Source organism: Arcobacter sp. F2176 (assembly GCF_004116465.1).
Classification (GTDB): Bacteria; Campylobacterota; Campylobacteria; order Campylobacterales; family Arcobacteraceae; genus Arcobacter; species Arcobacter siniprincipis.
Genome location: NZ_PDJV01000021.1, coordinates 1 through 20,577, shown reverse-complemented (window position 1 = coordinate 20,577; position 20,577 = coordinate 1). Strand labels below are relative to the sequence as shown.

The 20,577-nt window shown below is 27.0% G+C and carries 18 protein-coding genes; 13 read left to right on the top strand and 5 right to left on the bottom strand.

Annotation, left to right across the window (positions count from 1 at the left end):
- The first annotated feature begins 90 nt into the window (after positions 1-90).
- From CRU95_RS14075 to CRU95_RS14045, 7 genes are read left to right on the top strand one after another with little or no spacing between them, the layout of a single operon-like run.
- A complete protein-coding gene (locus tag CRU95_RS14075) occupies positions 91-957 on the top strand; it encodes a hypothetical protein (RefSeq protein WP_129101757.1) in 867 nt (288 codons plus the stop codon).
- Positions 929-1,624: a hypothetical protein gene (locus tag CRU95_RS14070; protein WP_129101756.1), complete on the top strand. Its 696-nt coding sequence runs from the start codon at positions 929-931 to the stop codon at positions 1,622-1,624. Before CRU95_RS14075 ends, CRU95_RS14070 begins: the two co-directional genes overlap by 29 nt.
- A complete protein-coding gene (locus tag CRU95_RS14065; protein ID WP_129101755.1) occupies positions 1,608-2,960 on the top strand; it encodes a GspE/PulE family protein in 1,353 nt (450 codons plus the stop codon). Before CRU95_RS14070 ends, CRU95_RS14065 begins: the two co-directional genes overlap by 17 nt.
- Positions 2,957-3,820: a type II secretion system F family protein gene (locus tag CRU95_RS14060; protein ID WP_129101754.1), complete on the top strand. Its 864-nt coding sequence runs from the start codon at positions 2,957-2,959 to the stop codon at positions 3,818-3,820. The genes CRU95_RS14065 and CRU95_RS14060 overlap by 4 nt, the downstream gene beginning before the upstream one ends.
- 24 nt (positions 3,821-3,844) lie before the next feature.
- Complete coding sequence (locus CRU95_RS14055) at positions 3,845-4,153, top strand: type II secretion system F family protein (RefSeq protein ID WP_164969800.1); 309 nt, start codon at positions 3,845-3,847, stop codon at positions 4,151-4,153.
- Positions 4,154-4,162: 9 nt separating this feature from the next.
- Complete coding sequence (gene folE / locus CRU95_RS14050) at positions 4,163-4,735, top strand: GTP cyclohydrolase I FolE (RefSeq protein WP_129101752.1); 573 nt, start codon at positions 4,163-4,165, stop codon at positions 4,733-4,735.
- A gap of 6 nt (positions 4,736-4,741) precedes the next feature.
- Entirely contained in the window at positions 4,742-5,068 is a 327-nt protein-coding gene (locus CRU95_RS14045) for a hypothetical protein (RefSeq protein ID WP_129101751.1), read from the top strand.
- On the opposite strand, the gene CRU95_RS14040 is transcribed toward CRU95_RS14045, so the two are convergent.
- The 3 genes from CRU95_RS14040 to CRU95_RS14030 are packed head-to-tail and all read right to left on the bottom strand — an operon-like array spanning position 5,065 to position 8,902.
- Positions 5,065-6,366: a PAS domain-containing sensor histidine kinase gene (locus tag CRU95_RS14040; protein WP_129101750.1), complete on the bottom strand. Its 1,302-nt coding sequence runs from the start codon at positions 6,364-6,366 to the stop codon at positions 5,065-5,067. The two genes, CRU95_RS14045 and CRU95_RS14040, sit on opposite strands and share 4 nt — an antisense overlap.
- 38 nt (positions 6,367-6,404) lie before the next feature.
- Complete coding sequence (gene mgtE / locus CRU95_RS14035) at positions 6,405-7,760, bottom strand: magnesium transporter (protein ID WP_129101749.1); 1,356 nt, start codon at positions 7,758-7,760, stop codon at positions 6,405-6,407.
- A gap of 2 nt (positions 7,761-7,762) precedes the next feature.
- Positions 7,763-8,902, bottom strand: coding sequence for a peptidoglycan DD-metalloendopeptidase family protein (locus tag CRU95_RS14030; protein ID WP_164969799.1), 1,140 nt, complete (start codon positions 8,900-8,902; stop codon positions 7,763-7,765).
- 106 nt (positions 8,903-9,008) lie between these two features.
- On the opposite strand from CRU95_RS14030, the gene CRU95_RS14025 reads away from it, so the two are divergent.
- From CRU95_RS14025 to CRU95_RS14015, 3 genes are all read left to right on the top strand, one after another.
- Positions 9,009-9,971, top strand: coding sequence for a murein L,D-transpeptidase family protein (locus CRU95_RS14025; protein ID WP_129101747.1), 963 nt, complete (start codon positions 9,009-9,011; stop codon positions 9,969-9,971).
- Between the two features lie 61 nt (positions 9,972-10,032).
- Positions 10,033-12,243 (top strand): phosphoribosylformylglycinamidine synthase subunit PurL, encoded by a 2,211-nt coding sequence (gene purL / locus CRU95_RS14020; RefSeq protein ID WP_129101746.1) that lies wholly within the window; start codon positions 10,033-10,035, stop codon positions 12,241-12,243.
- 59 nt (positions 12,244-12,302) lie between these two features.
- Positions 12,303-13,013 carry a sulfite exporter TauE/SafE family protein gene (locus tag CRU95_RS14015; protein ID WP_129101745.1) on the top strand — a complete coding sequence of 237 codons (711 nt, stop codon included), beginning with the start codon at positions 12,303-12,305 and terminating at the stop codon, positions 13,011-13,013.
- Between the two features lie 2 nt (positions 13,014-13,015).
- Here CRU95_RS14015 and CRU95_RS14010 read toward each other — a convergent pair whose 3' ends face one another.
- Both CRU95_RS14010 and amt read right to left on the bottom strand, forming a co-directional pair.
- Complete coding sequence (locus CRU95_RS14010; RefSeq protein ID WP_129101744.1) at positions 13,016-13,999, bottom strand: D-alanine--D-alanine ligase; 984 nt, start codon at positions 13,997-13,999, stop codon at positions 13,016-13,018.
- 183 nt (positions 14,000-14,182) lie between these two features.
- Positions 14,183-16,000 carry an ammonium transporter gene (amt, locus tag CRU95_RS14005; RefSeq protein WP_129101743.1) on the bottom strand — a complete coding sequence of 606 codons (1,818 nt, stop codon included), beginning with the start codon at positions 15,998-16,000 and terminating at the stop codon, positions 14,183-14,185.
- Positions 16,001-16,156: 156 nt separating this feature from the next.
- Between amt and purH the strand changes: the two genes are divergently transcribed.
- The 3 genes from purH to CRU95_RS13990 all read left to right on the top strand — a co-directional run bounded on the left by purH (position 16,157) and on the right by CRU95_RS13990 (position 20,298).
- Positions 16,157-17,689, top strand: coding sequence for a bifunctional phosphoribosylaminoimidazolecarboxamide formyltransferase/IMP cyclohydrolase (gene purH / locus CRU95_RS14000; RefSeq protein ID WP_129101742.1), 1,533 nt, complete (start codon positions 16,157-16,159; stop codon positions 17,687-17,689).
- A 307-nt stretch (positions 17,690-17,996) separates the two neighbouring features.
- Positions 17,997-19,367, top strand: a complete 1,371-nt coding sequence (locus tag CRU95_RS13995) for an AAA family ATPase (protein ID WP_129101741.1) — start codon at positions 17,997-17,999, stop codon at positions 19,365-19,367.
- A complete protein-coding gene (locus CRU95_RS13990) occupies positions 19,357-20,298 on the top strand; it encodes a DUF4435 domain-containing protein (protein ID WP_129101740.1) in 942 nt (313 codons plus the stop codon). The genes CRU95_RS13995 and CRU95_RS13990 overlap by 11 nt, the downstream gene beginning before the upstream one ends.
- Positions 20,299-20,577: the final 279 nt, after the last annotated feature.

The following is a 20,577-nucleotide window of genomic DNA, read 5'->3' as shown; positions in this document are numbered from 1 at the left end:
TTTCATATTAGTTATTGTGTGATAACTAATATGAAACAGTTTTGTTATTTTTAAGTTTCATAATAATATAATTTATTATGGAATACTCAAATGATACAAAATATTATAAGTCTTGATTTTACTTATTCAAATATAATTAAAGTTTCAGAAGAAATTTTAAATAAAAACCTTGAAAAGTTTATTTTTCATAATTTGAAAGAAAAAACTACTTTTAAAAAAAATCACAAAATCTTTTACACTTACTTAAAATACTCAAATGAGTATTTTGTCTGTTTTTATGAAAATAAGAATAATGCAGTATTTATAATTGAATTAATTATTAAGTATATCAAAACTAAAAAACTTTGTAATAAAAGAGTTCTCGTTTATTATCAAGATTATTTATTATTGTTTGAGAATTCCTATTTTTATTACTTTCAGAAAATAGAAAATGAACTTCAAAATCAAGATATCCAAGTGTATATCAAAAAAAGATTTTTATTTGATTATGATGAAGTAATAAATATTGAGAATAACGAGTTACAAGCTTATAAAAATAAAAAAATAATTACATCAGATTTATCTTATATTCATAATAACAATGAATTAAAGTTTTATTACTTATATCTATTCTCACTACTTTTTTTATGTTTATCTTTTCTATGTTTTACTTATTATGAAAAAGAATCTAATAAAAAAGAACTTCAATTAATCCAGAATAATAAAACAAAACAAAACAAAATAATTCCAAAAAGTAAAAGTTTATATTTTAAAATGAATAGTTTATTTTCCACATTGGAAGAACATAATATAAAAATATCAAAGTTTGATTTTAATAAAAAAAGTTTAACAATAACTCTTTTTGCTAAAAATAGAGAGGACTTTTATACTTTTATTCAACCTTATAAAAATAAAAAAATAAATTCATTTTTTAAAACAAAGGAGGGCTATGAGATTAATGCATCATTTGTTTTTTAATAGCAAATATAGAACTTTATTCTATTTTCTTCCTTTATTTCTTACTATTTCTTTTATCTATCTTTTTTACTCATTTAGTCAAATAAATGAATATCAAAATATAAAAAAAGTAAATATTATTAAAAAAGAAAAAAAATTAAGATTATTTGATTTTATTTATGATTTAGAAGAAGAAATAAAACATAAAAAACTAGATGTTAAGAATATAAAAATTACACCTAAAAAAGTTTTTTTACAAATTGAAGATGATTTTTTAAAGAGTATAGCTGTTATTGATTTTATTGAAAAATATAGTTCTAAAATAACTATTAATAAATTAAGCTTTAAAACTCTAGGTAACAATAAAATAAACTTATACATAGAAATAGAGTTAAATAATAAGGATATATTTTATAAAAAATCAATACCACAAGAGATTAAGAATATAGTTTTATATCAAAAAAATACAATAAATAGTAAAGAAACATTTATTATTAACGATATAAAAGAAGATATAAAAATTGATGCAATTATTAATAGCACTGTTTTAGTAAATAATAAGTGGTACAAAATAGGAGAAAAAGTAAATGGAGAAAAAATAATTTCTATAAAAAGTGATTTTATTGTGATAGAAAAAAATAATCACAAAACAAAAGTATGGATATATCAAAATGAATATACTAGATAATTATAGATGTGACTATGAACTTATTAAAAACTATGATGTTAAAAGTTTAAGAAATAATTTAGTTTTACCAATAAAAAAAGATGAATATTTTATTACAGTAATAGTTTGTGATGAGAGTTCAGATTTAGAGTTATTTGATACTAATTTAGTAATAAAAGAGATTAAATCTAGTAAAAATGAAATTTTATTTTGTTTGGATGATTTTGAAGAAAAATATGACATTTTTATAAATTATAAAAATTCAATACAAGAAAATCAAGAAAAATCTATTCATGTCTTTTTTGATTTTGTATTAAGATATTCTCTTGAAAAAAAGTGTAGTGATATACATATTGAAACTTTAAGTGAGTGCTTAATAATAAGACTTAGAATAGATGGTATTTTAAAAACTTTTTTTAGTTTTGATCTCAGTTTTTATTTGATTCTTAGTTCATATATTAAACTTATATCAAATATGGATATCACAGAAAAAAGAAAACCACAAAATGCAAGATTTGAAAAACAAGTTTTAAATAAAGATAAAATTGATTTTAGGGTATCAACCATGCCAACTATTACAGGCGAATCAATTGTATTAAGAATTTTAGATAATGGAACTAATAAAAAGGAATTAAATAATATTGGGTTTGATAATTTCATATTGGAAAAAGTTAAAAGAACAATCATGAAATCAAATGGCTTAATTCTAGTTACGGGTCCCACTGGAAGTGGAAAGACTACTACTTTGTACTCTATATTAAATGAGTTAAATGATAATTCTAAAAAAATCATTACAATAGAAGATCCAGTAGAATACCAGATAAAAGGAATACAACAAGTTGCAATTAATAATGCCATAGGACTAAGTTTCAATGATGTTTTAAAAAATATATTAAGGCAAGATCCTGACATAATTATGATAGGTGAAATAAGAGATGAAGAATCTTTGAGTATAGCTATTCAAGCTTCTCTTACTGGTCATTTGGTTTTTAGTACCTTGCATACTAACGATTCTATTTCAACACTTTCTAGGCTTTTTGATTTAAATGCAAAACCATATTTAGTAGCTTCTACTTTAAGAGCTGTTATTGCTCAAAGATTAGTGCTTAAACTTTGCCTTTTTTGTGAAGATGGTTGTAGTAAGTGCAATTATACTAGGTTTGAGGGTAGGTTATCATTATTTGAGTTTTTAGAGTTTGATGAAAATATATCTTCGATTGTGGCAAATGATTTTGATAAAAATAAAATTATGCACTATGTAAAAAGTATTGGCTTTAAATCTCTTTTTGACGATGCAAAAGAGAAAATTGAAAAGAATCTAACAACTAAAGATGAAGTAAACAAAGTATTATTTTGAATAAGTATAAAATACACTATCAAGAAAACCAAAAAATCAAATCTAAAGTTATAATAAGTGATGATTTAAAAAAAGAAAAACTTCCTGAGAATATTGTAAAAATAAAAAAGATAAAAAAGCTTCAATTTAAAAATATCAAAATAGTAAATAAAGCAAATGAAGAGCAGATTATTGAATTATTTATCCAACTAAGTATTATGTTAGATTCTAATATTTTATTAATAGATGCTATAAGAATCTTACAAAAAAGTATAAAAAATGATTATTTATCAGATATATTAGTCTCTATGGAATCTGCTTTGCAAAATGGAAGACCTATTTATAAAGCTTTGGAAAAATATGAAAAAGATTTGAATCCAATTATAATTCCTTTTTTCATGATATTTGAAAAAAATGGAAATATAAAAGCTGTCATTGTGGCTTTGTCTACACTTTTAAAAATAAGACTAAAGAATAAAAAAGAGCTGAAAAATTCTTTGAGATACCCTCTAATCGTCATGATAACTTTTATCTTAGCCCTTAGTTTGATTTTTATTTTTGTAGTACCAAAATTTGAAAATATATTTTTACAATATAACATGCAACTTCCTATTTCTACTATTTTATTACTTAACCTAAAAAATTTCTTTTTAAAATACTCTTTATATCTTTTGCTTTTTTTTATTTTCATTTATTTTGCAATAAAATATTTTATTAATATATCTGATAGATTTTCTTACTTTAATGATGAATTTTTTATAAAATATCTCCCCGTAATAGGAAGTTTAAATAAAACATATGAACTATATAATTTTTTTGTGGCACTAAATATTTTATTACAATCAAAATATGAATTTCATTTAAGTATGGAAGATGCATGAATTTTAATAAAAAATAAATACCTTTTGGCTAGAATATCGTCTATTAATGAACATCTTAAAAATGGCAAATCAATTTCATACTCATTTAATTCAACAGAATTATTTGATGAGTTGGTTATTAGTTTAATAAGAAGTGGTGAAGTTAGTAATTCTTTGGATATATGTGTAGAGAGATTACAAGTTTTGTATGAAAAAAAGTTTGATAAAAAGATTAAGTCTTTAACTTCTCTTATTGAACCAATCTTTCTTATACTTATTTCATCGCTGATATTATGGATTATGCTTGCAATTTTTACTCCCATATGGAATATGAGTGAGATGTTAAATATTTAAAGGGAATATATGAAAGATGAAAAAAAATTTGAAGATGCAATAAAAAGTGTACTTGAATATGTAGGGGAAGATGTAACTAGAGAAGGCTTAGAAAAAACTCCAAGTCGTGTGAGAAAAGCCTTTGATTTTATGTGTAGCGGATATAATCAAGATCCAAAAGAGATAATAAATTCAGCACTTTTTACAAGTTCAAATGATGAAATGGTTGTTATAAAAGATATAGAATTTTATTCTATGTGCGAACATCATATGTTGCCAATTATTGGAAAAGCACATGTGGCATATATCCCAAATGGAAAAGTTGTAGGACTTTCAAAGATTCCAAGAGTTGTTGATGTATTTGCTAGAAGATTACAAATTCAAGAACAAATGACTGAGCAAATTTGTGATGCTCTTCATGAAGCCTTAAATCCAAAAGGTGTTGCTGTTATGATAGATGCAAGACATATGTGCATGGAGATGAGAGGAGTAGAAAAAATTTGTTCTACGACTGTCACTTCAGCGCTTAGAGGGTTATTTAAAAAAGAGAAAAAAACAAAAGATGAGTTTTTATCAATAGTAGCTCAATCTTTGCATAAATAATCTTTCGTGCTTAATTTAGAGAAAATCAAAAAAATCAGATTTTCATATTTTGACTCAAATGGATATGTTTATCCATTTGAGATGATTGAAGACAGCTCAAAATTTGAAAATAATCAATTAAAATGTTATATGTATTGTAAATCAACAAATTTAAGTGCAAATGGAGAGGTTTTTTTATATTTAAAAGTTGAAAATGATAAACTTTCTTTTAGAACAAATTATTTTGCAAATAGTAAAGAATTTACAAAGTTGATAAAAAATAGTGATGATGAATTAAGTTATAAAGTTAATTTTGGAAAAGATTATTTGGAGTTAGATTTAGAAATTCTTTAATTTTTCAGGGGTAAAATTATCGAAAATTTTGCACCTTTTTGTTTTTCTTCATTGTACTCAAATTCTATATTCTCAACATTTATTTCTCCTTGCATGTGCTTTACAACAATTTCTTCACTCATATATAATCCAATTCCTGTACCAAGAGATTTGTCTTTGGTTGTAAAATATGGTTCAAATATTTTATTAATAATGCTTTCATTAACTCCACCTGCATTATCTTTTATTTCAATAATAAGTTTATTATCTTTTATGTTTGTTTTGATAAATATTAGCCTATTACTTAAATTATTCTCAATAAAAGCATCTTTTGAATTATTAAAAAGATTTATTAATACTTGTATTAGGGCATTTTTATCATTTATTATATCTATATTATCTATTTCATTTATAAATTCAATATTCTCATTTTTAAATTTACTTCCAATAATCATTAAAGATTTTTCAAATGTCTCTTCAATTGTAAAGTTTGTTTTTTCTTTTGAGGGTTTAAAAAAGCTTCTAAAATCATCTATAGTTTTTGATAAATATTGAACAGAATCATTAATTTGATTCATTGAATCATGAATCTCTTTTTCTTCTAGTGTTTTTAATTCATTTTTTAAGCCAATACCAGTAGAAATTGCAGATATATTTGATAATGGTTGTCTCCATTGATGTGCAATATTTTCTAAAACTTCTCCCATTGCTGCCATTTTAGATTGTTGCTTCATTATTTTTTCTTTGTTCTTTATATCTGTAATATCCACTGCATTTGATATAATTGTTCTTTTACCTTTTCTTATACCAAAAGGTGCAGAATAAAAATGCCAAATTAATACTTTTCCTGATTTTGTCTTAATATTAAATATCCCATTATCAAATATTTCGTTGATTGTGTAAAGTGAATTTATTATCTCTTTTACATTTGAAGCATTATTCTCATAGGCAAGCTTTGTCCATTTATCTATGGTATCTACTTCTTTATATTTATAGCCAGTTAGTTTTTCAAAAGTTTTATTTATAGTTAAAACTTTACCCTCTTCATTAAAAACTATAATTGGTGAAGCTAAGTTATCAAGGCTTTTTTTAAAATACTCTTTTAAGTCTTGTTCTTTTTTAAACTCTTTTGAAATAATAAAATATAAATAAATTGAAGTAATTGATATAAAAATCCAACCTTTTATTGTTTGGATGTAAGTTAATATTTGATTCTCTTGAGTAAGTAATAAAATAGCTTTATCAGAAAATAAAATCCAAAAAAAACTAAGAATAAAATAAATACAAGCTATATAAAATGCTGAAGAAACTTTTTTCATGGATACCCTTTAAAGATTAATTATATCACAATTAAAAATTAGAGTAAAATCAATTTTGCTAGCATTAAAAAACTAAAAAAGCCGACAATATCAGTTACTGTTGTAAGTAAAACTGTACTTCCAACTGCTGGATCAATATTATATTTTTTTAGAAAAAGTGGTATAGTTGCTCCAAAAAAACCTGCACTAAATAGGTTTATTATCATAGAAAGTGCTATTACTAAACCTAAAAGAAGTGTATTAAACCAAAAATAAGTAATTATACCAACAACTAAAGCAAATAGGAAACCATTGAGTAGCGATACTAAAACCTCTTTTATAATAGCATCTTTTGAGTTCTCAAAATCTATTTCACCTAATGCCATTCTTCTAACCATTACAGCTAAGGTTTGTGTTCCTGCGTTTCCACCCATTGAAGCTACTATTGGCATAAGTACAGCTAAAGCAACAAATGCCTGAATAGTTTGATCAAAAAAACCAATAACCATAGAAGCTAATATAGCAGTCCCTAGATTTATAAAAAGCCACATAGCTCTTTTTTTAGCTGTAAATATAAAACTATCATGTTCAAAGTCATCATGAACCCCAGCTAATTGATACATTTGCTCCGTTGCACTATCTTCAATAACATCTAAAATATCATCTGATGTAATTCTTCCTATTAGCATATTTTGGTAACCAACTACAGCTACAACGCTAAGGTCATACTTTTCAAATTGCTTTGCAACATCTTTTATAAGTTCATCGTCATTTACTTTATAGGGTTTGAATCTTTTAGCACCATGTTCTTCAATTATTTCTTTGTAAGTTTTTTTATAATCAAAAATAATTAAATCTTCTAACAAAATAGAAGCTACTAAAATTTTATTATCATCTACTATATAAACTTGGTGGATATTTTCAAGTTCTTTTTCTTCTTTTGCAATTCTAAGTTTTTCTATTGAGCTACTGATTGTTTCATTTAAGTTTGCGCTGAAAAGCTCTGTTTGCATATATGCACCAGCTTCTCCTGCTTCATATCTTTTTAACCAATTAATTTCTTCTTGGTCATCAACTTCAAGACCATCAAAAATCTCTTTAGCTTTATCAATATTAAGTTCTTCTATTTCTTGTAAAATGTCTGTTTGATCATCAGATTCCAATTCATCAACAGCATCTGTAAGTTTTTCAATAGTTAGCTCTTTATAAGCATATTCTCTTAGTTTTTCAGGAAGTTCTAAAATTACATCACCAAGTATGTCCTCAGGTAAATTTTTTAGAATAAAGACAAAATCATCTGGATCATTTTTTATTATTTTTTTTAAAGAATAAGCTATATCACTTGGATGTAGCTTATCTAACTTTTTTAGAAGTTCTGTTGGATTTTTTTCTATAAACTTTCCATTTACTTTCAAATTTACACTTTCAGTAAGCTTTTATTTGGTATTTCTTTTAAATCTAAAACTTCTTGCGTTGGATTTTTACTTTTTTCTTCAAGTTCTTTTGATAAGGCTTTTGTATATTTTAGGAATTTTTTCTTTGCATTTCCATTTAGTTTTGTTTTTGTTACTCTTACTATTTTAGCTGGATTTATTGCTCTTCCATTTTTATACAAACCAAAGTGTAAGTGTGGGCCTGTACTAACACCCGTTGTACCAACATATCCTATTGTTTGTCCTTGTTTAACTCTACTTCCTACTCTAAGTCCAGGCTTAAATCTACTTTGGTGCGCATAAAGAGTTTTATATCCATTTTTGTGAACTATCTCAATAACATTCCCATATCCACCTTTTCTACCTCTAAATACAATTCTTCCATCAGCAGCTGAATGAATAGCTCTTCCTCTTGGGGCTGCATAATCAATTCCTAAGTGGGCTCTGTATCTTTTTAATACGGGATGCCATCTTTTCAATGTAAAAGCACTTGAAATACGAGTATAAGTTAGAGGTATTTTAAAAAAGTAACTTGTTAAACTTTTACCAGCTTCATTATAATATTTCCCATCATCTTCATTTTTAAATATAAAATATTCTTTATTTCTTATTTTTACAACTGCTGAAATAATATCTGGTGTTCCATGATATTGACCTAGTCTGATTCTCTGTCTATATTTTATTGTAATGGTGTCATTTTTTCTCATATATTTAAAGTTTACACTTCCACTATATGCTCGAATAAACTCATTTGCTAATTCACTATTTGAAGTCATATTTAATATGTCTTGATAGGGTGATGATGTAATAGGAATAGTTACGGTTTCAACAGCTTCATCAAAAATGATTGGAAGAGTAGAAAATTTATAAGAATCACCATCTTTGTAAACTTGTAGTTGTATCTCTTCTGATACTTCTATTAAGGCTTGAATTAGTTCACCTTTTTCATTTTTTGTTTCATAATAAGTGGCACCTGCTCTAATCTCTGAACATAACTCTTTGTCTTCTCTTTCTAAGTTAAAATAAAGTTTGTTATCAATATTGTTTTCTTGTAAAAATGTTAGAAAGGTATCACCTTTGGGCCAAGACAGTTTTTTTACTTCTAAACTAAATAGTGAGCTCACTATTAATAAAATGCATATTAAATACTTCAAATCGTTTCTCTTTTTATTATAAAATCAAGAGTATTATTATACAATTGCAACCTTAAATATAATTTTGGAGAAGTTTTTGAAGAAAATTGCGTTTTTAGTTTTAGTGTTATTTAATACATATCTTTTAGCTGATTTTGTAACAATATATAGAACAATGGGAATAGAAGAAGTACAAAAAGAGTTAGATAGACAACTTAAAAGTGAAGAGTACTGGAATAAGTATTTAGAAAATGTTGATGTTAGATATGGATATTATGAATCAAAAAAATATGTTTTAGTAGCTGATAAACTATCAAAAAAGTTTGAACTTTTTAAAAGAGAAGATAAAAAGTTTTTAAAACTTCTTACGCAAACAATGATTAGTGGAGAAAAAGATGGTGATAAATTTCTTGAAGGAGATTTAAAAACTCCTATTGGAGCTTATAGATTGACTAGAAAATTAACTAAACTTGATCAATTTTACGGTCCTTTAGCCTTAGTAACAAACTATCCAAATACTTTTGATAAATCTTTAAATAAAGAAGGTCATGGAATTTGGATTCATGGTATGCCTTTTGAAGAGACTAGATCAGACTATACAAAAGGTTGTATTGCACTAGATAATGAAAGTTTAGTTATTTTAGATAAAAGCATAAATTATGATGAATCTGTTTTATTGATTTCAGAAAAAGATATTGAACCAACAACTAAAAAAGAGATGAGCGAAGTATTGGCTTTTATTTTCTCTTGGACTGATGCTTGGAGAGTTTCTGATGTAGATAAATATTTAGCTTATTATTCAAAAGATTTTAAAAGAGCAAATGGACAAGATTTTGATGCATTTAAAAAACAAAAAGAGTATATTTTCTCAAGAAAAGAAGAAAAAACAATTGATTTCTCAAATATAAATATAATGCCATATCCAAACTCTTTCAATAAAAAAATGTTTAAAATAGTTATGGATGAGCACTATAAAACAAATTCATATCTTTTTGATGGAGTAAAAGAGCTTTATATTCAACTTGAAAATGGAAAAATTTCAATCCTTTCAGAGGGTTAAAACTTTTATTAAATCTTCTTTAGTTATAATCACGCATTAATAAAACAACTTAAGGTTAATAATGCAAAAAGAGATGACAACTGAAGAGATGGCTCTTGCCCACTCTTTAACACTTGAAGAGTTAGAAAACATAAGAAATATCCTAAAAAGAGAACCAAATCATGTAGAAATTGGTATTTTTTCTGCTATGTGGAGTGAACACTGTTCATATAAATCTAGCAAAAAATACTTAAATGGTTTCCCAACAAAAGCGCCATGGGTTATTCAAGGTCCAGGTGAAAATGCTGGGGTTATTGATATTGGTGATGGTTATGCTGCTGTATTTAAAATGGAATCACACAATCATCCAAGTTTTATTGAACCTTATCAAGGTGCTGCTACAGGTGTTGGTGGTATTTTAAGAGATGTATTTACAATGGGTGCAAGACCAATTGCAAATATGAACTCTATTAGATTTGCTTCTATTGAGGGAGATTCTGAAACTGCTGCTAAACATAGATTTTTACTTCGAGGTGTAGTTGCTGGTATTGGTGGATATGGTAACTGTATGGGAGTTCCAACTATTGGTGGAGAGACTACTTTTGAAGAGTGTTATGCTGGAAATAACCTTGTAAATGCCTTTACTTTAGGTTTAGCAAAAGCTGACGAAATCTTTTACGGTAAAGCAGAAGGTTTAGGAAATCCAGTTATGTATGTGGGTTCTAAAACTGGGAGAGATGGTCTTGGTGGAGCAGTTATGTCATCAGCTTCATTTACAGAAGACTCAGAATCAAAAAGACCAACTGTACAAGTTGGAGATCCTTTTACTGAAAAACTACTTTTAGAAGCTTGTTTAGAGCTGTTTAAAACTGATTTAATCATCGGTATTCAAGATATGGGTGCTGCGGGACTTACTTCATCCTCTTTTGAGATGGCGGGAAGAAGTGGTTCAGGTATGATTATGCATTTAGATAAAGTACCTGCAAGAGAAGAAGGAATGACTCCTTATGATTTCATGTTAAGTGAATCACAAGAGAGAATGCTTATTTGTGCTAAAAAAGGTTGCGAGCAAGCAATTATTGATATCTTTGAAAAATGGGAATTAGATGTTGCTGTTATTGGTGAAGTAACTGGTACTGGAAATATGGAATTATTTTGGCATGGAGAGAAGTGTGCAGAAGTTCCTGTTCAACCAGTATCAGAAGAAGCTCCAATATTAGATAGACCAGTTAAAGAACCTGAATATCTAAAAGATATAAAAAATATAACATTAGACAAAAACATCTCAAACCAAGAAGCTTTTGACGCTATGTTTAGTGATATGGAAGTAGTTGATAAATCATGGGTTTATTCTCAATATGATTCTATGGTACAAACAAATACAATCGAAGGACCTGGAACTTTAGATGGTTCATCAATTAGAATCAAAGAGACAGGAAAAGCACTTGCTATGAGTGCTGATTGTAATACAAGACTTTGTTATATCAATCCAGAACTAGGAGCTGCAGCTGCTGTTATGGAATCAGGAAGAAATGTAGCAATGAGTGGAGCAAGACCAAAAGCAATCACAGATTGTCTAAACTTTGGAAACCCTCAAAACCCAGAAGTTATGTGGCAGTTTAAAATGGCTTGTGAAGGTATCAAATCAGCTTGTAAAGCACTTGTAACTCCAGTTATTGGTGGAAATGTATCTTTATACAATGAAACAAATGGAGTAGGGGTTTTCCCAACACCTTCAATTGCAATGGTTGGTGTAAATGAAGATGCAAACAGAGTTTTACCTTCAAGATTACAAGAAGATGGAAACACACTTTTCCTTTTCGGGGATACAAAAGGTGAATTTGGGGCTTCTTTATATATGAAAAAAATGTATGACAAAGTAGCTGGTGTTCATCCAGAAGTTGATTTTGAAAAAGAGTTAGCACTTTGGGACACAGTTATTGATGCAAATACATCATCTCTTTTAGCAAGTGCTAAAGATGTAAATGTTGGTGGATTAGCAATTGCAATTGCTAAAATGGCAGTTGTTGGAAACAAAGGTGTAAATGTATCTGTTGAATTAAATGATTCAAAAGATATCTTTTGTGAATCTTTGAGTAGAGCAGTTGTAGAAGTAAAAGAAGAGAATATCGAAGCATTTATTAACCTTGCAACTTCTAAAGGTATCTCTTGTACAAAAATTGGAACAGTTGGAGGAGATATAATCTCAATCAATGATGTGACAATCTCTTTAGAAAATGCAAAAGATATTTACTTTAATAAATTTAAAAAAGTAATCGAACAAGACTTATAATGAAAAAGGCTTTTTGGCCTTTTTTATAAAACTGCTAATCTAATACAATTAGGAACTCAATGGAAAATATAAGCATAATAACTATAATAGCAATTGCCTTTTTGGGTTCTTTTGGACATTGTGTTGGAATGTGTGGGGGAATAGTTGTAGCTTATTCAAGTACAAAGATAGATAACTCTTGGAGTAAAGTAAAACAATCTTTATCTCATATCTTATATGCCCTTGGAAGAGTTTTTACTTATACAATATTGGGTTTTATTTTTGGATATTTTGGAAGTGTTGTAACTTTTAATCACACCACAAATGGCATATTACTTTTAATTACTGGTTTTTTGATGATTTTAGTTGGATTATCATTAAGTGGCAAATTGAAATTTCTTACTAGTATAGAGCACTCAGTTTCAAAATCAAAAATCTATCAACAAACTTTTCGTAAACTTTTAGGTTCTAATAGCTTTATTAGTTTCTATTTATTGGGCATGTTAAATGGACTCTTACCTTGTGGTTTTGTTTATGTATTTGCAATAACAGCTGCTAGTACAGGAAGTGCTCTATGGGGTGCTTTTGTTATGTTGATTTTTGGATTAAGTACAATTCCTGCAATGTTTTCATTAGGTTTTTTTGTAGGGATTTTTAAACAAATTGCCTTAAGAAATCTTTTTATTAGTATAGCTGCAATTTTAGTAATTATATTTGGTATTTATACCATGTACCATGGTTATGAATTTTTAAGTGACCCCAGTAAAGCAATTCTTACTACTTCTTTGTAATTTTATTTGAGACAATTAGTTTCTATTGAAGAAACTCTTTTTTTTGCACTATCAACCATCATCTCTAAAACTTTGTCATAATTTATATCTTGAGTTAGTTTAAATGCTCTTGGAAAATAATCACTTCTCTCATTCATTCCTGGTATTAAATTGATTTCAAGAAAAAAACATTCACCTTCTTTATTAGTTTTTATATCAATTCTTCCATAATCTCTTATATTCAAATGAATAAAAGAGTCTTGGGCTATTTTCTCAATTTTACTTCTAAGTATAGTATCTTCTATAACTAAGAGCTTCTCACTATTTTCTCTTTTAACTCTTTCTGATAATATATTGTGATTAGATTCTGAATTACTAGCCAATATCTCAATTGCACTTACTAATAGTTCATTTTCATCTTTTTTTATAATAGCAACTGTAAATTCTCTTCCATCGAGGTATTTTTCAACTAAAATTGGTTCTTTAAATTGAGTATATAAAGATAATATTTTACTTTCATATTCTTTAAAATTATTAGCCAATGAAAACTCATCTATTCCATAACTATTTGAAGCATTTACAGGCTTTAAAAAAACTGGAAATTCTATTGGAAATTCTTTTTCTTTATATTCTTTTGGATTTGCTATAAAATAGTCTGCTGTATTTATACCTTTTCTTCTTAAAAATGATTTTGCAAGGGCTTTATTTGAATCATATTTTAATACATCTTTTTCACATCCTGTATAGTTTATATTATGTTTTTTAAAATATTCACACAATAAAATATTGGATTTGTTTTTTAGTTCAATATATTTAACTGCTAAAATAATTAAGTCAGGTTTTCTTTTTAGTACTTTTTCTAAGTCTTCCTCACTTTTACAGATATTCATTCTGGCATTGTCATATGAGATTTTTAAAGTATTTAATATATTTGTACAAACAGCTAAAGTACCAAAGCCATTCTCTTTTAGGTTTTCATTTACAGCAGTTATAATCTCTATCTTCATTCATTTTCCCCTTTTGTTTTTTATAATTTAAAACTTTTGCTAGGGTAATATTGCTAGTAAATAGGTTTTATATTTAATATTACAGCTAATAAATAGTTGTTTTTTAAGTAGTGAAATTTTTGTTAGTAAGTACTAGTATAGCATAAATATGATTAATATGATATCAGATTTTTTAAGCTTAATTTAAAAGGTAAATACTCTATTTCTTCCATTTTCTTTTGCTTGATATAAAGCTTTATCTGCATTTTTGAATACTTCATCGAAGCTTTGTTCTGAACTTTTGAAACTGCTTATTCCAAAAGATGCAGTTATATGTTTTACAGTAGGAAATTCAGTTTTTGATATATCAATTCTGAGTTTCTCTGCAATATTTTCGGCAACTTGTAAATCTTTTGTTTTTAGTAATAAAACAAACTCTTCTCCACCCCATCTTGCAAAAATGTCATTTTGTCTTATTTTTTTTGAAACAGTATTTGCTAATTCTTTTAAAATCTCATCTCCTACATCATGTCCATAGGTATCATTTACCAATTTAAACTTGTCTATATCAATTATTACAAGACAATAATTGAAATTTAGGATTTTATCTTTTATTCTCTCTTGTAGACCTCTTCTATTATGAATACCTGTTAATGCATCATTATATGCTTTTGTTCGCAAGTTATTATTTGTGGTAGTGAGTTTTGCATTTTTATCTCTTAAAATCACTAAAAGATGGTTGAAAAATTTAGCTACTATTCCTACTTCTGTATCTCTTTCTTCATGGATCTTTTTCTGAAGATTTCCAGTTTTCATTATATTTACAATACTTTCAATAGTATCAACCCAAGGAAGTTTTGCATTATGTTCACTTCTATTTAATCCCAAAACTTCATGTTTTTTACTAACTCTTAATAAGTTTATTCTATATAAAAAGTAAAATAAAATAAGCCCTAAAGAAAATGCAAAAACAAAAGCAACCAATACTCCTAGTGTTTGTATATAAATAAAATGTACTCTAGTAAAACCTTCTGGAAGTTTTCCCAATAGCCCAACAGCAATTGTTCCCCATGCTCCTACAAAACCATGGATACTAACAACACTTAGAGGATCATCTACTTTAAGTTTTTTTATTAAAAATTGATCGCTATAGTGCATCACATAAGCAGATATAAAACCTACAAATGCAGATTGTGCTATAGTTAATTCATAACAACCTGCTGTAATTCCTACTAATCCTGCAATAATTCCAAAACTAAATAGTTCAACATCAACTTTTTCTTTATTATATAAAGTTATAGTCCAAGCACCAAATCCACCAAAGACAGCTGATAGAAGGGTATTTAATAAAATTGAAGTTACAGAAAAATTAAATTTTAAAAGACTTCCTGCATTGAAACCAAACCAAGCAAAAAATAAAATAAATACACCAAATACAATAAAATTATGATTACTAGGAGCAAAATATTTTATTTTGCCATTTTTTTTAAATTTACCAAGTCTTGGACCTAAAATAATTGTTCCAGCCAATCCAATCCAAGCACCAAGGGAGTGAACAACAGTTGAACCTGCAAAATCTATAAATCCAAGTTCATGTAACCAACCATTGTCATTCCATGCCCAATGACCAAATATAGGATAAATAATAGCAGATACTGTAATTGAAACTACAATATAACTAGTAAATTTGATTCTCTCCGCCACTGCTCCTGAGATGATAGTTATAGCAGTAGCGGCAAACATAGCTTGAAAGAAAAAAATTCCATTTTCTTCTAAATTAAGTCCATCTATTAAGAATTTATCTTGACCTATAAGACCTAAACTATCAGTTCCAAACATTATGCCAAAGCCAATAATCCAAAAGAAAATTATACTAAAAACAGTATCAATAAGATTTTTCATAGCTACATTAATAGTATTTTTAGTCCTTACAGTTCCTGTTTCTACAAGTGCAAATCCAAGTTGCATCATAAATACTAAAAAGCCACAAAGCAAAATCCATAATAAATCTATGCTAGTCATATAGTTATCCTATCATTAAATAAGAATAAATAATATCCAAAAAGCTACATCCAATAATTGAAACTATGTATATTTAATATACAGTTTTATACAAAGCAACTCCTAATTACTTTTTTTGTATAATCACGAAAAATTATAAACGACAGAGGAATTAATTTGAGAGCATTAATCAGTGTTAGTGACAAAAGTGGTGTTGAGAATTTTGCGAAAGAGTTAGTAAAATTAGGCTATGAGATAATTAGTACAGGTGGAACTTATAAAGCTTTACAAAATGCAGGAATAGCAGTAATTGAAGCAAACGAAGTTACAAAATTTCCAGAGTGTTTTGAGGGAAGAGTTAAAACTCTAAACCCATATATTCATGGTGGAATTTTACATAGACGAGACAAACAATCTCACTTAGATCAAGCAAAAGAATTAGGTGTTGAAGGTATTGATTTAGTATGTGTAAACCTGTATCCATTTAAAGCAACTATTGAAAAAACTGATGACTTTGAAGAGATTATCGAAAACATTGATATCGGTGGTCCAGCGATGGTTAGAAGTGCTGCAAAAAACCATGATAGCGTTATTATTGTAACTGATGTTGTTGATTATGATTTAGTATTAAACAATCTAAAAAATAATACAAATACTCAAGAGTTTAGAAGAGATATGATGATAAAAGCATATGAGCATACAGCTGCTTATGATGCTATGATTGCAAACTACATGAACAAAAGATTTAACAATGGAATGGGTGCAAAACAATTCATCGTAGGTGAAAAAGTATTTGATACAAGATATGGGGAAAACCCACACCAAAAAGGTGCATTATATGAATTTGATAAACACCTATCAAATAAATTTATCACTTTAAAAGGTGAAGCAAGTTTTAACAACATGGGAGATATCTCAGGAGCTGCAAAAATAGCATCAGCATTTGGAACTGACAATGCCGTATGTATAGTAAAACACGGAAATCCATGTGGTTTTGCTATCAAAGATACTCTTTTAGAATCTTATACAGAAGCACTAAGATGTGACCCAATCTCAGCATTTGGTGGAGTAGTTGCAGTAAACGGTGTAGTTGATTTAGACTTAGCTGTTAAAATGAATGAAATCTTCTTAGAAGTAGTTTTTGCAGCAGACTTCACACCTGAAGCTGAAGAAGAATTAAACAAAAAGAAAAGAATCAAACTATTCAAACAAGGTACTAAAAAACTTGAAATGGCAAACGACGCTTTCAACTTCAAAATAGTTGATGGTGGATTTGTTTATCAAGATGCTGATAAAGTTGAAGATGATGAGGTAAAAAACTCAGAACTAAAATCAAAAAGAACGGCGACTGCTCAAGAAATAAAAGATATGGAAATAGCTTACAAAGTAGCAAGTCTTACAAAATCAAACTGCGTAGTTTATGTAAAAAACTCAGCAATGGTAGCAGTTGGTATGGGTATGACTTCAAGAGTTGACGCAGCAAAAGCAGCCTTAAGAAAAGCAGAAGATTTAGGTATCGATGTAAGTGGTTCAGTTCTAGCATCTGAAGCTTTCTTCCCATTCAGAGATTCAATTGATTCAGCACAAGAAGCTGGTGTGAAATGTGTGATTGAGCCTGGTGGAAGTATTAGGGATGATGAGATTATAGAAGCGGCAGATGAATTTGGTATGGCGTTGTATTTCAGTAATAAACGACACTTCTTACACTAAAAAGATTGAAAGATTGTTTTATAATCTTTCATATAATTTTTGTAGTAGAGGATATAGTCCTCTACTTAGCTTTCTATAAAAATTCTATCTGCTCCTTAGAATATCACTTTTAAAGTTAATATTTTTATATGGTTTTAATTTATTTCAATAGATTCTTTATATATTTAGTCTAAAAGCATAAGCTATTTTTAGGATTAACAAATACTTAATAAAAAAACATGATTTATATCATTTATTTAAGACTTTTATGTATATAATATATTATTAATAAATAGTTCAATAATATAGTATATACGAGGAAATAGTAATGATTAATAGATTTAAAATTACAAACTTATTTGGTTATAAAAATATTAATATTGATTTTGAATATGACATAAAAATCTTGATTGGTGAAAATGGACTTGGTAAAACGACAATATTAAATTCATTGTATTTTTTATTAAACAAGATGTATCATAAATTAATTCAAATAGATTTTGAAAAAATAGAACTAGAGTTTAAAGGATATAAAAATATATCTATTTACAAGTATGAAATAGAAGAATATTTAGAATATAACAAAAGAGGAAGAAAATTAAGAATACCGCCAAAAGTTATTGAAGAATTAAAAAATATCAATCTTGATGAATTAAAACAATATTCTGATTATGATGATTTTAATATAAATGCAAGAAATATAATTAATCGATATGTTAAAGAAGACAAAATACGTAGATTTGCACCTATTGATATTATGGTACGTGAGATATATAGACATATAAATTTACCCAAATTTGAAAATATTAAAGAATTAGAGAATACTTTAGAAATGTTAAATTTTTCAATATTATACTTACCAACATATAGGAGAGTTGAAGAAGATTTAAATAGTTTGGGTGCCACAGATACTTACTTTGATGATATTGAAGAACTTGACGATGATGACATGAAAACTGCGGATGATACCTTAATTCATTTTGGCATGGAAGATGTTATTTCCAGAGTAATAAAGGTAGAAAACGAGATTACCAAATTGACGGTTAATGGATTTTCAAAAGTAACTGGGGAAATATTATCACAATTTCTGAAAGGGTTTCCAAAAATTAATGATAAAGCAATTGATAGATTAGATGTAAAAACAGCTGAGATTATTTTGCATAGAGTTGGGAAAAATATATCTAAAAAAGATAGAGATGAAATATTACATCTACTTCAAAACAAAAACGAATTAAAAGAAAAAAGGGAGTTGGTTTATTTTATATTTAAATTAATTGATATATATGAACAACATAAACATCTTGATGATGCACTTAAAACTTTTCGAGATGTTTGTAATGAGTATTTAAATGATAAAGAATTCAGATATGATGAAAGTTCTGTAAATATTGATTTATATAGAACTGCTTTAGATGAAATAGTAACTTTAAACAAATTATCTTCAGGTGAGAAACAAATTATTTCTATATTTTCAAAAATTTATTTGCAGGAAGAAAATAATTTAATAGTATTATTTGATGAACCAGAACTTTCATTATCCTTGCCATGGCAAAAAAAATTGTTACCTGATATTGTTAAATCTAAAAAATGCAAATTATTATTATCTGTTACACATTCACCTTTCATTTTTGATAATGAATTAGATAAATATGCAATAGGAATGAATACATATTTAAGTGAGAGTATTGATGAGCATTGATTTAATAACAGAATTAAGAAGTAACAGAAAAACAGCTCATGTTGCATATACTGAATTTACTGTAGCTTACTCTAAAAATGCTAATATGATATATTGTTTTTTTGAAGGAGGAGAAGATAAGAGATACTATGGCACTAGAATTAAAATTAAATATAATCTAGATTATGAAGATTTTGATTGTGGAGGAAAAGATAATGTTAAAAAAGTTGTTAAACTAGTAGAACAACATTATAAAGATGCGCATACATTATTTTTTATGGATAAAGATTTTTCTAATGATGTGACAAACAATGAGATATATGTCACCCCTTGTTATAGTATAGAGAATTTTTATACCAATCATCAAGTTTTGGAAGAAATTTTGATTAATGAATTTGACATGAAAAAAACTGATGATGATTTTCATTTATCTTTAGAACTTTTTAATAACTTACAAAATAAATTTCATGCAGAATTATTGGTTTTTAATTCATGGCTTGCTTGTCAGTATGATATAAAAATTGAACAAGATATAAAAACATTTCTTTCAATTGATGAAAATGTAAAAAGATATTTTATAGATATTGTTAAAGCTAATTTGCAGGAAATTAGTAATTTTGATGATTTAAAGGATATTAATGTTATTCAAAATACATTATTTCCAGAAGCTCCAAAAATTGATATGGAAATTTTAGAGAAAAAAATAGAGAAATTTAAAGAATCTAATAGCTTGGGGTGTCAGTATAGAGGTAAATTTGAATTAAAGTTTTTTGTTGCATTTTTGCGAAAATTAACTGATGAATTAAATAAAAAAAATTCTACAGTTTTTAAGAAAAAAAGAAAATGTAAATTACAGTTTAAAGTAGAAAATATAATATCTGTAATTACACAACATGCTATTACTGCAGAATGTTTATATAAGTTTTTTGATGAACATTTAAAAAGTGCCTAAAAAAAGCTTTAGCACATGAATCTCTATTCTTTGTGATACTCCTATTTAAATGAAATCTTATTATGGTAAAAAAAAAGCAAAAAAAAAGGGGTCAGGTGCAATGCCGTTAAGTTAAGCCAAGAATCCCCTTTTCATAGTATCTTCAGTACTTTTAAAAAACACTTTTTTTCTTCCTCTTGGAAAAATTAGCTGATTTAATACCTTTAGTATTTTTACCTTCCAAAGGAGATGGTCTTTTAAATTTTCTATTAGGTCTTATTTGAACAGTACTTGTTAAAA

Coding starts and splice junctions, on each gene's coding strand:
- CRU95_RS14065 (WP_129101755.1), top strand. CDS start 1,608: ATGAATATACTAGATAATTATAGATGTGACTATGAACTTATTAAAAAC.
- amt (WP_129101743.1), bottom strand. CDS start 16,000: ATGACTAGCATAGATTTATTATGGATTTTGCTTTGTGGCTTTTTAGTA.
- CRU95_RS13995 (WP_129101741.1), top strand. CDS start 17,997: ATGATTAATAGATTTAAAATTACAAACTTATTTGGTTATAAAAATATT.
- CRU95_RS14075 (WP_129101757.1), top strand. CDS start 91: ATGATACAAAATATTATAAGTCTTGATTTTACTTATTCAAATATAATT.
- CRU95_RS14015 (WP_129101745.1), top strand. CDS start 12,303: ATGGAAAATATAAGCATAATAACTATAATAGCAATTGCCTTTTTGGGT.
- purL (WP_129101746.1), top strand. CDS start 10,033: ATGCAAAAAGAGATGACAACTGAAGAGATGGCTCTTGCCCACTCTTTA.
- folE (WP_129101752.1), top strand. CDS start 4,163: ATGAAAGATGAAAAAAAATTTGAAGATGCAATAAAAAGTGTACTTGAA.
- CRU95_RS14040 (WP_129101750.1), bottom strand. CDS start 6,366: ATGAAAAAAGTTTCTTCAGCATTTTATATAGCTTGTATTTATTTTATT.
- CRU95_RS13990 (WP_129101740.1), top strand. CDS start 19,357: ATGAGCATTGATTTAATAACAGAATTAAGAAGTAACAGAAAAACAGCT.
- CRU95_RS14010 (WP_129101744.1), bottom strand. CDS start 13,999: ATGAAGATAGAGATTATAACTGCTGTAAATGAAAACCTAAAAGAGAAT.
- CRU95_RS14070 (WP_129101756.1), top strand. CDS start 929: ATGAGATTAATGCATCATTTGTTTTTTAATAGCAAATATAGAACTTTA.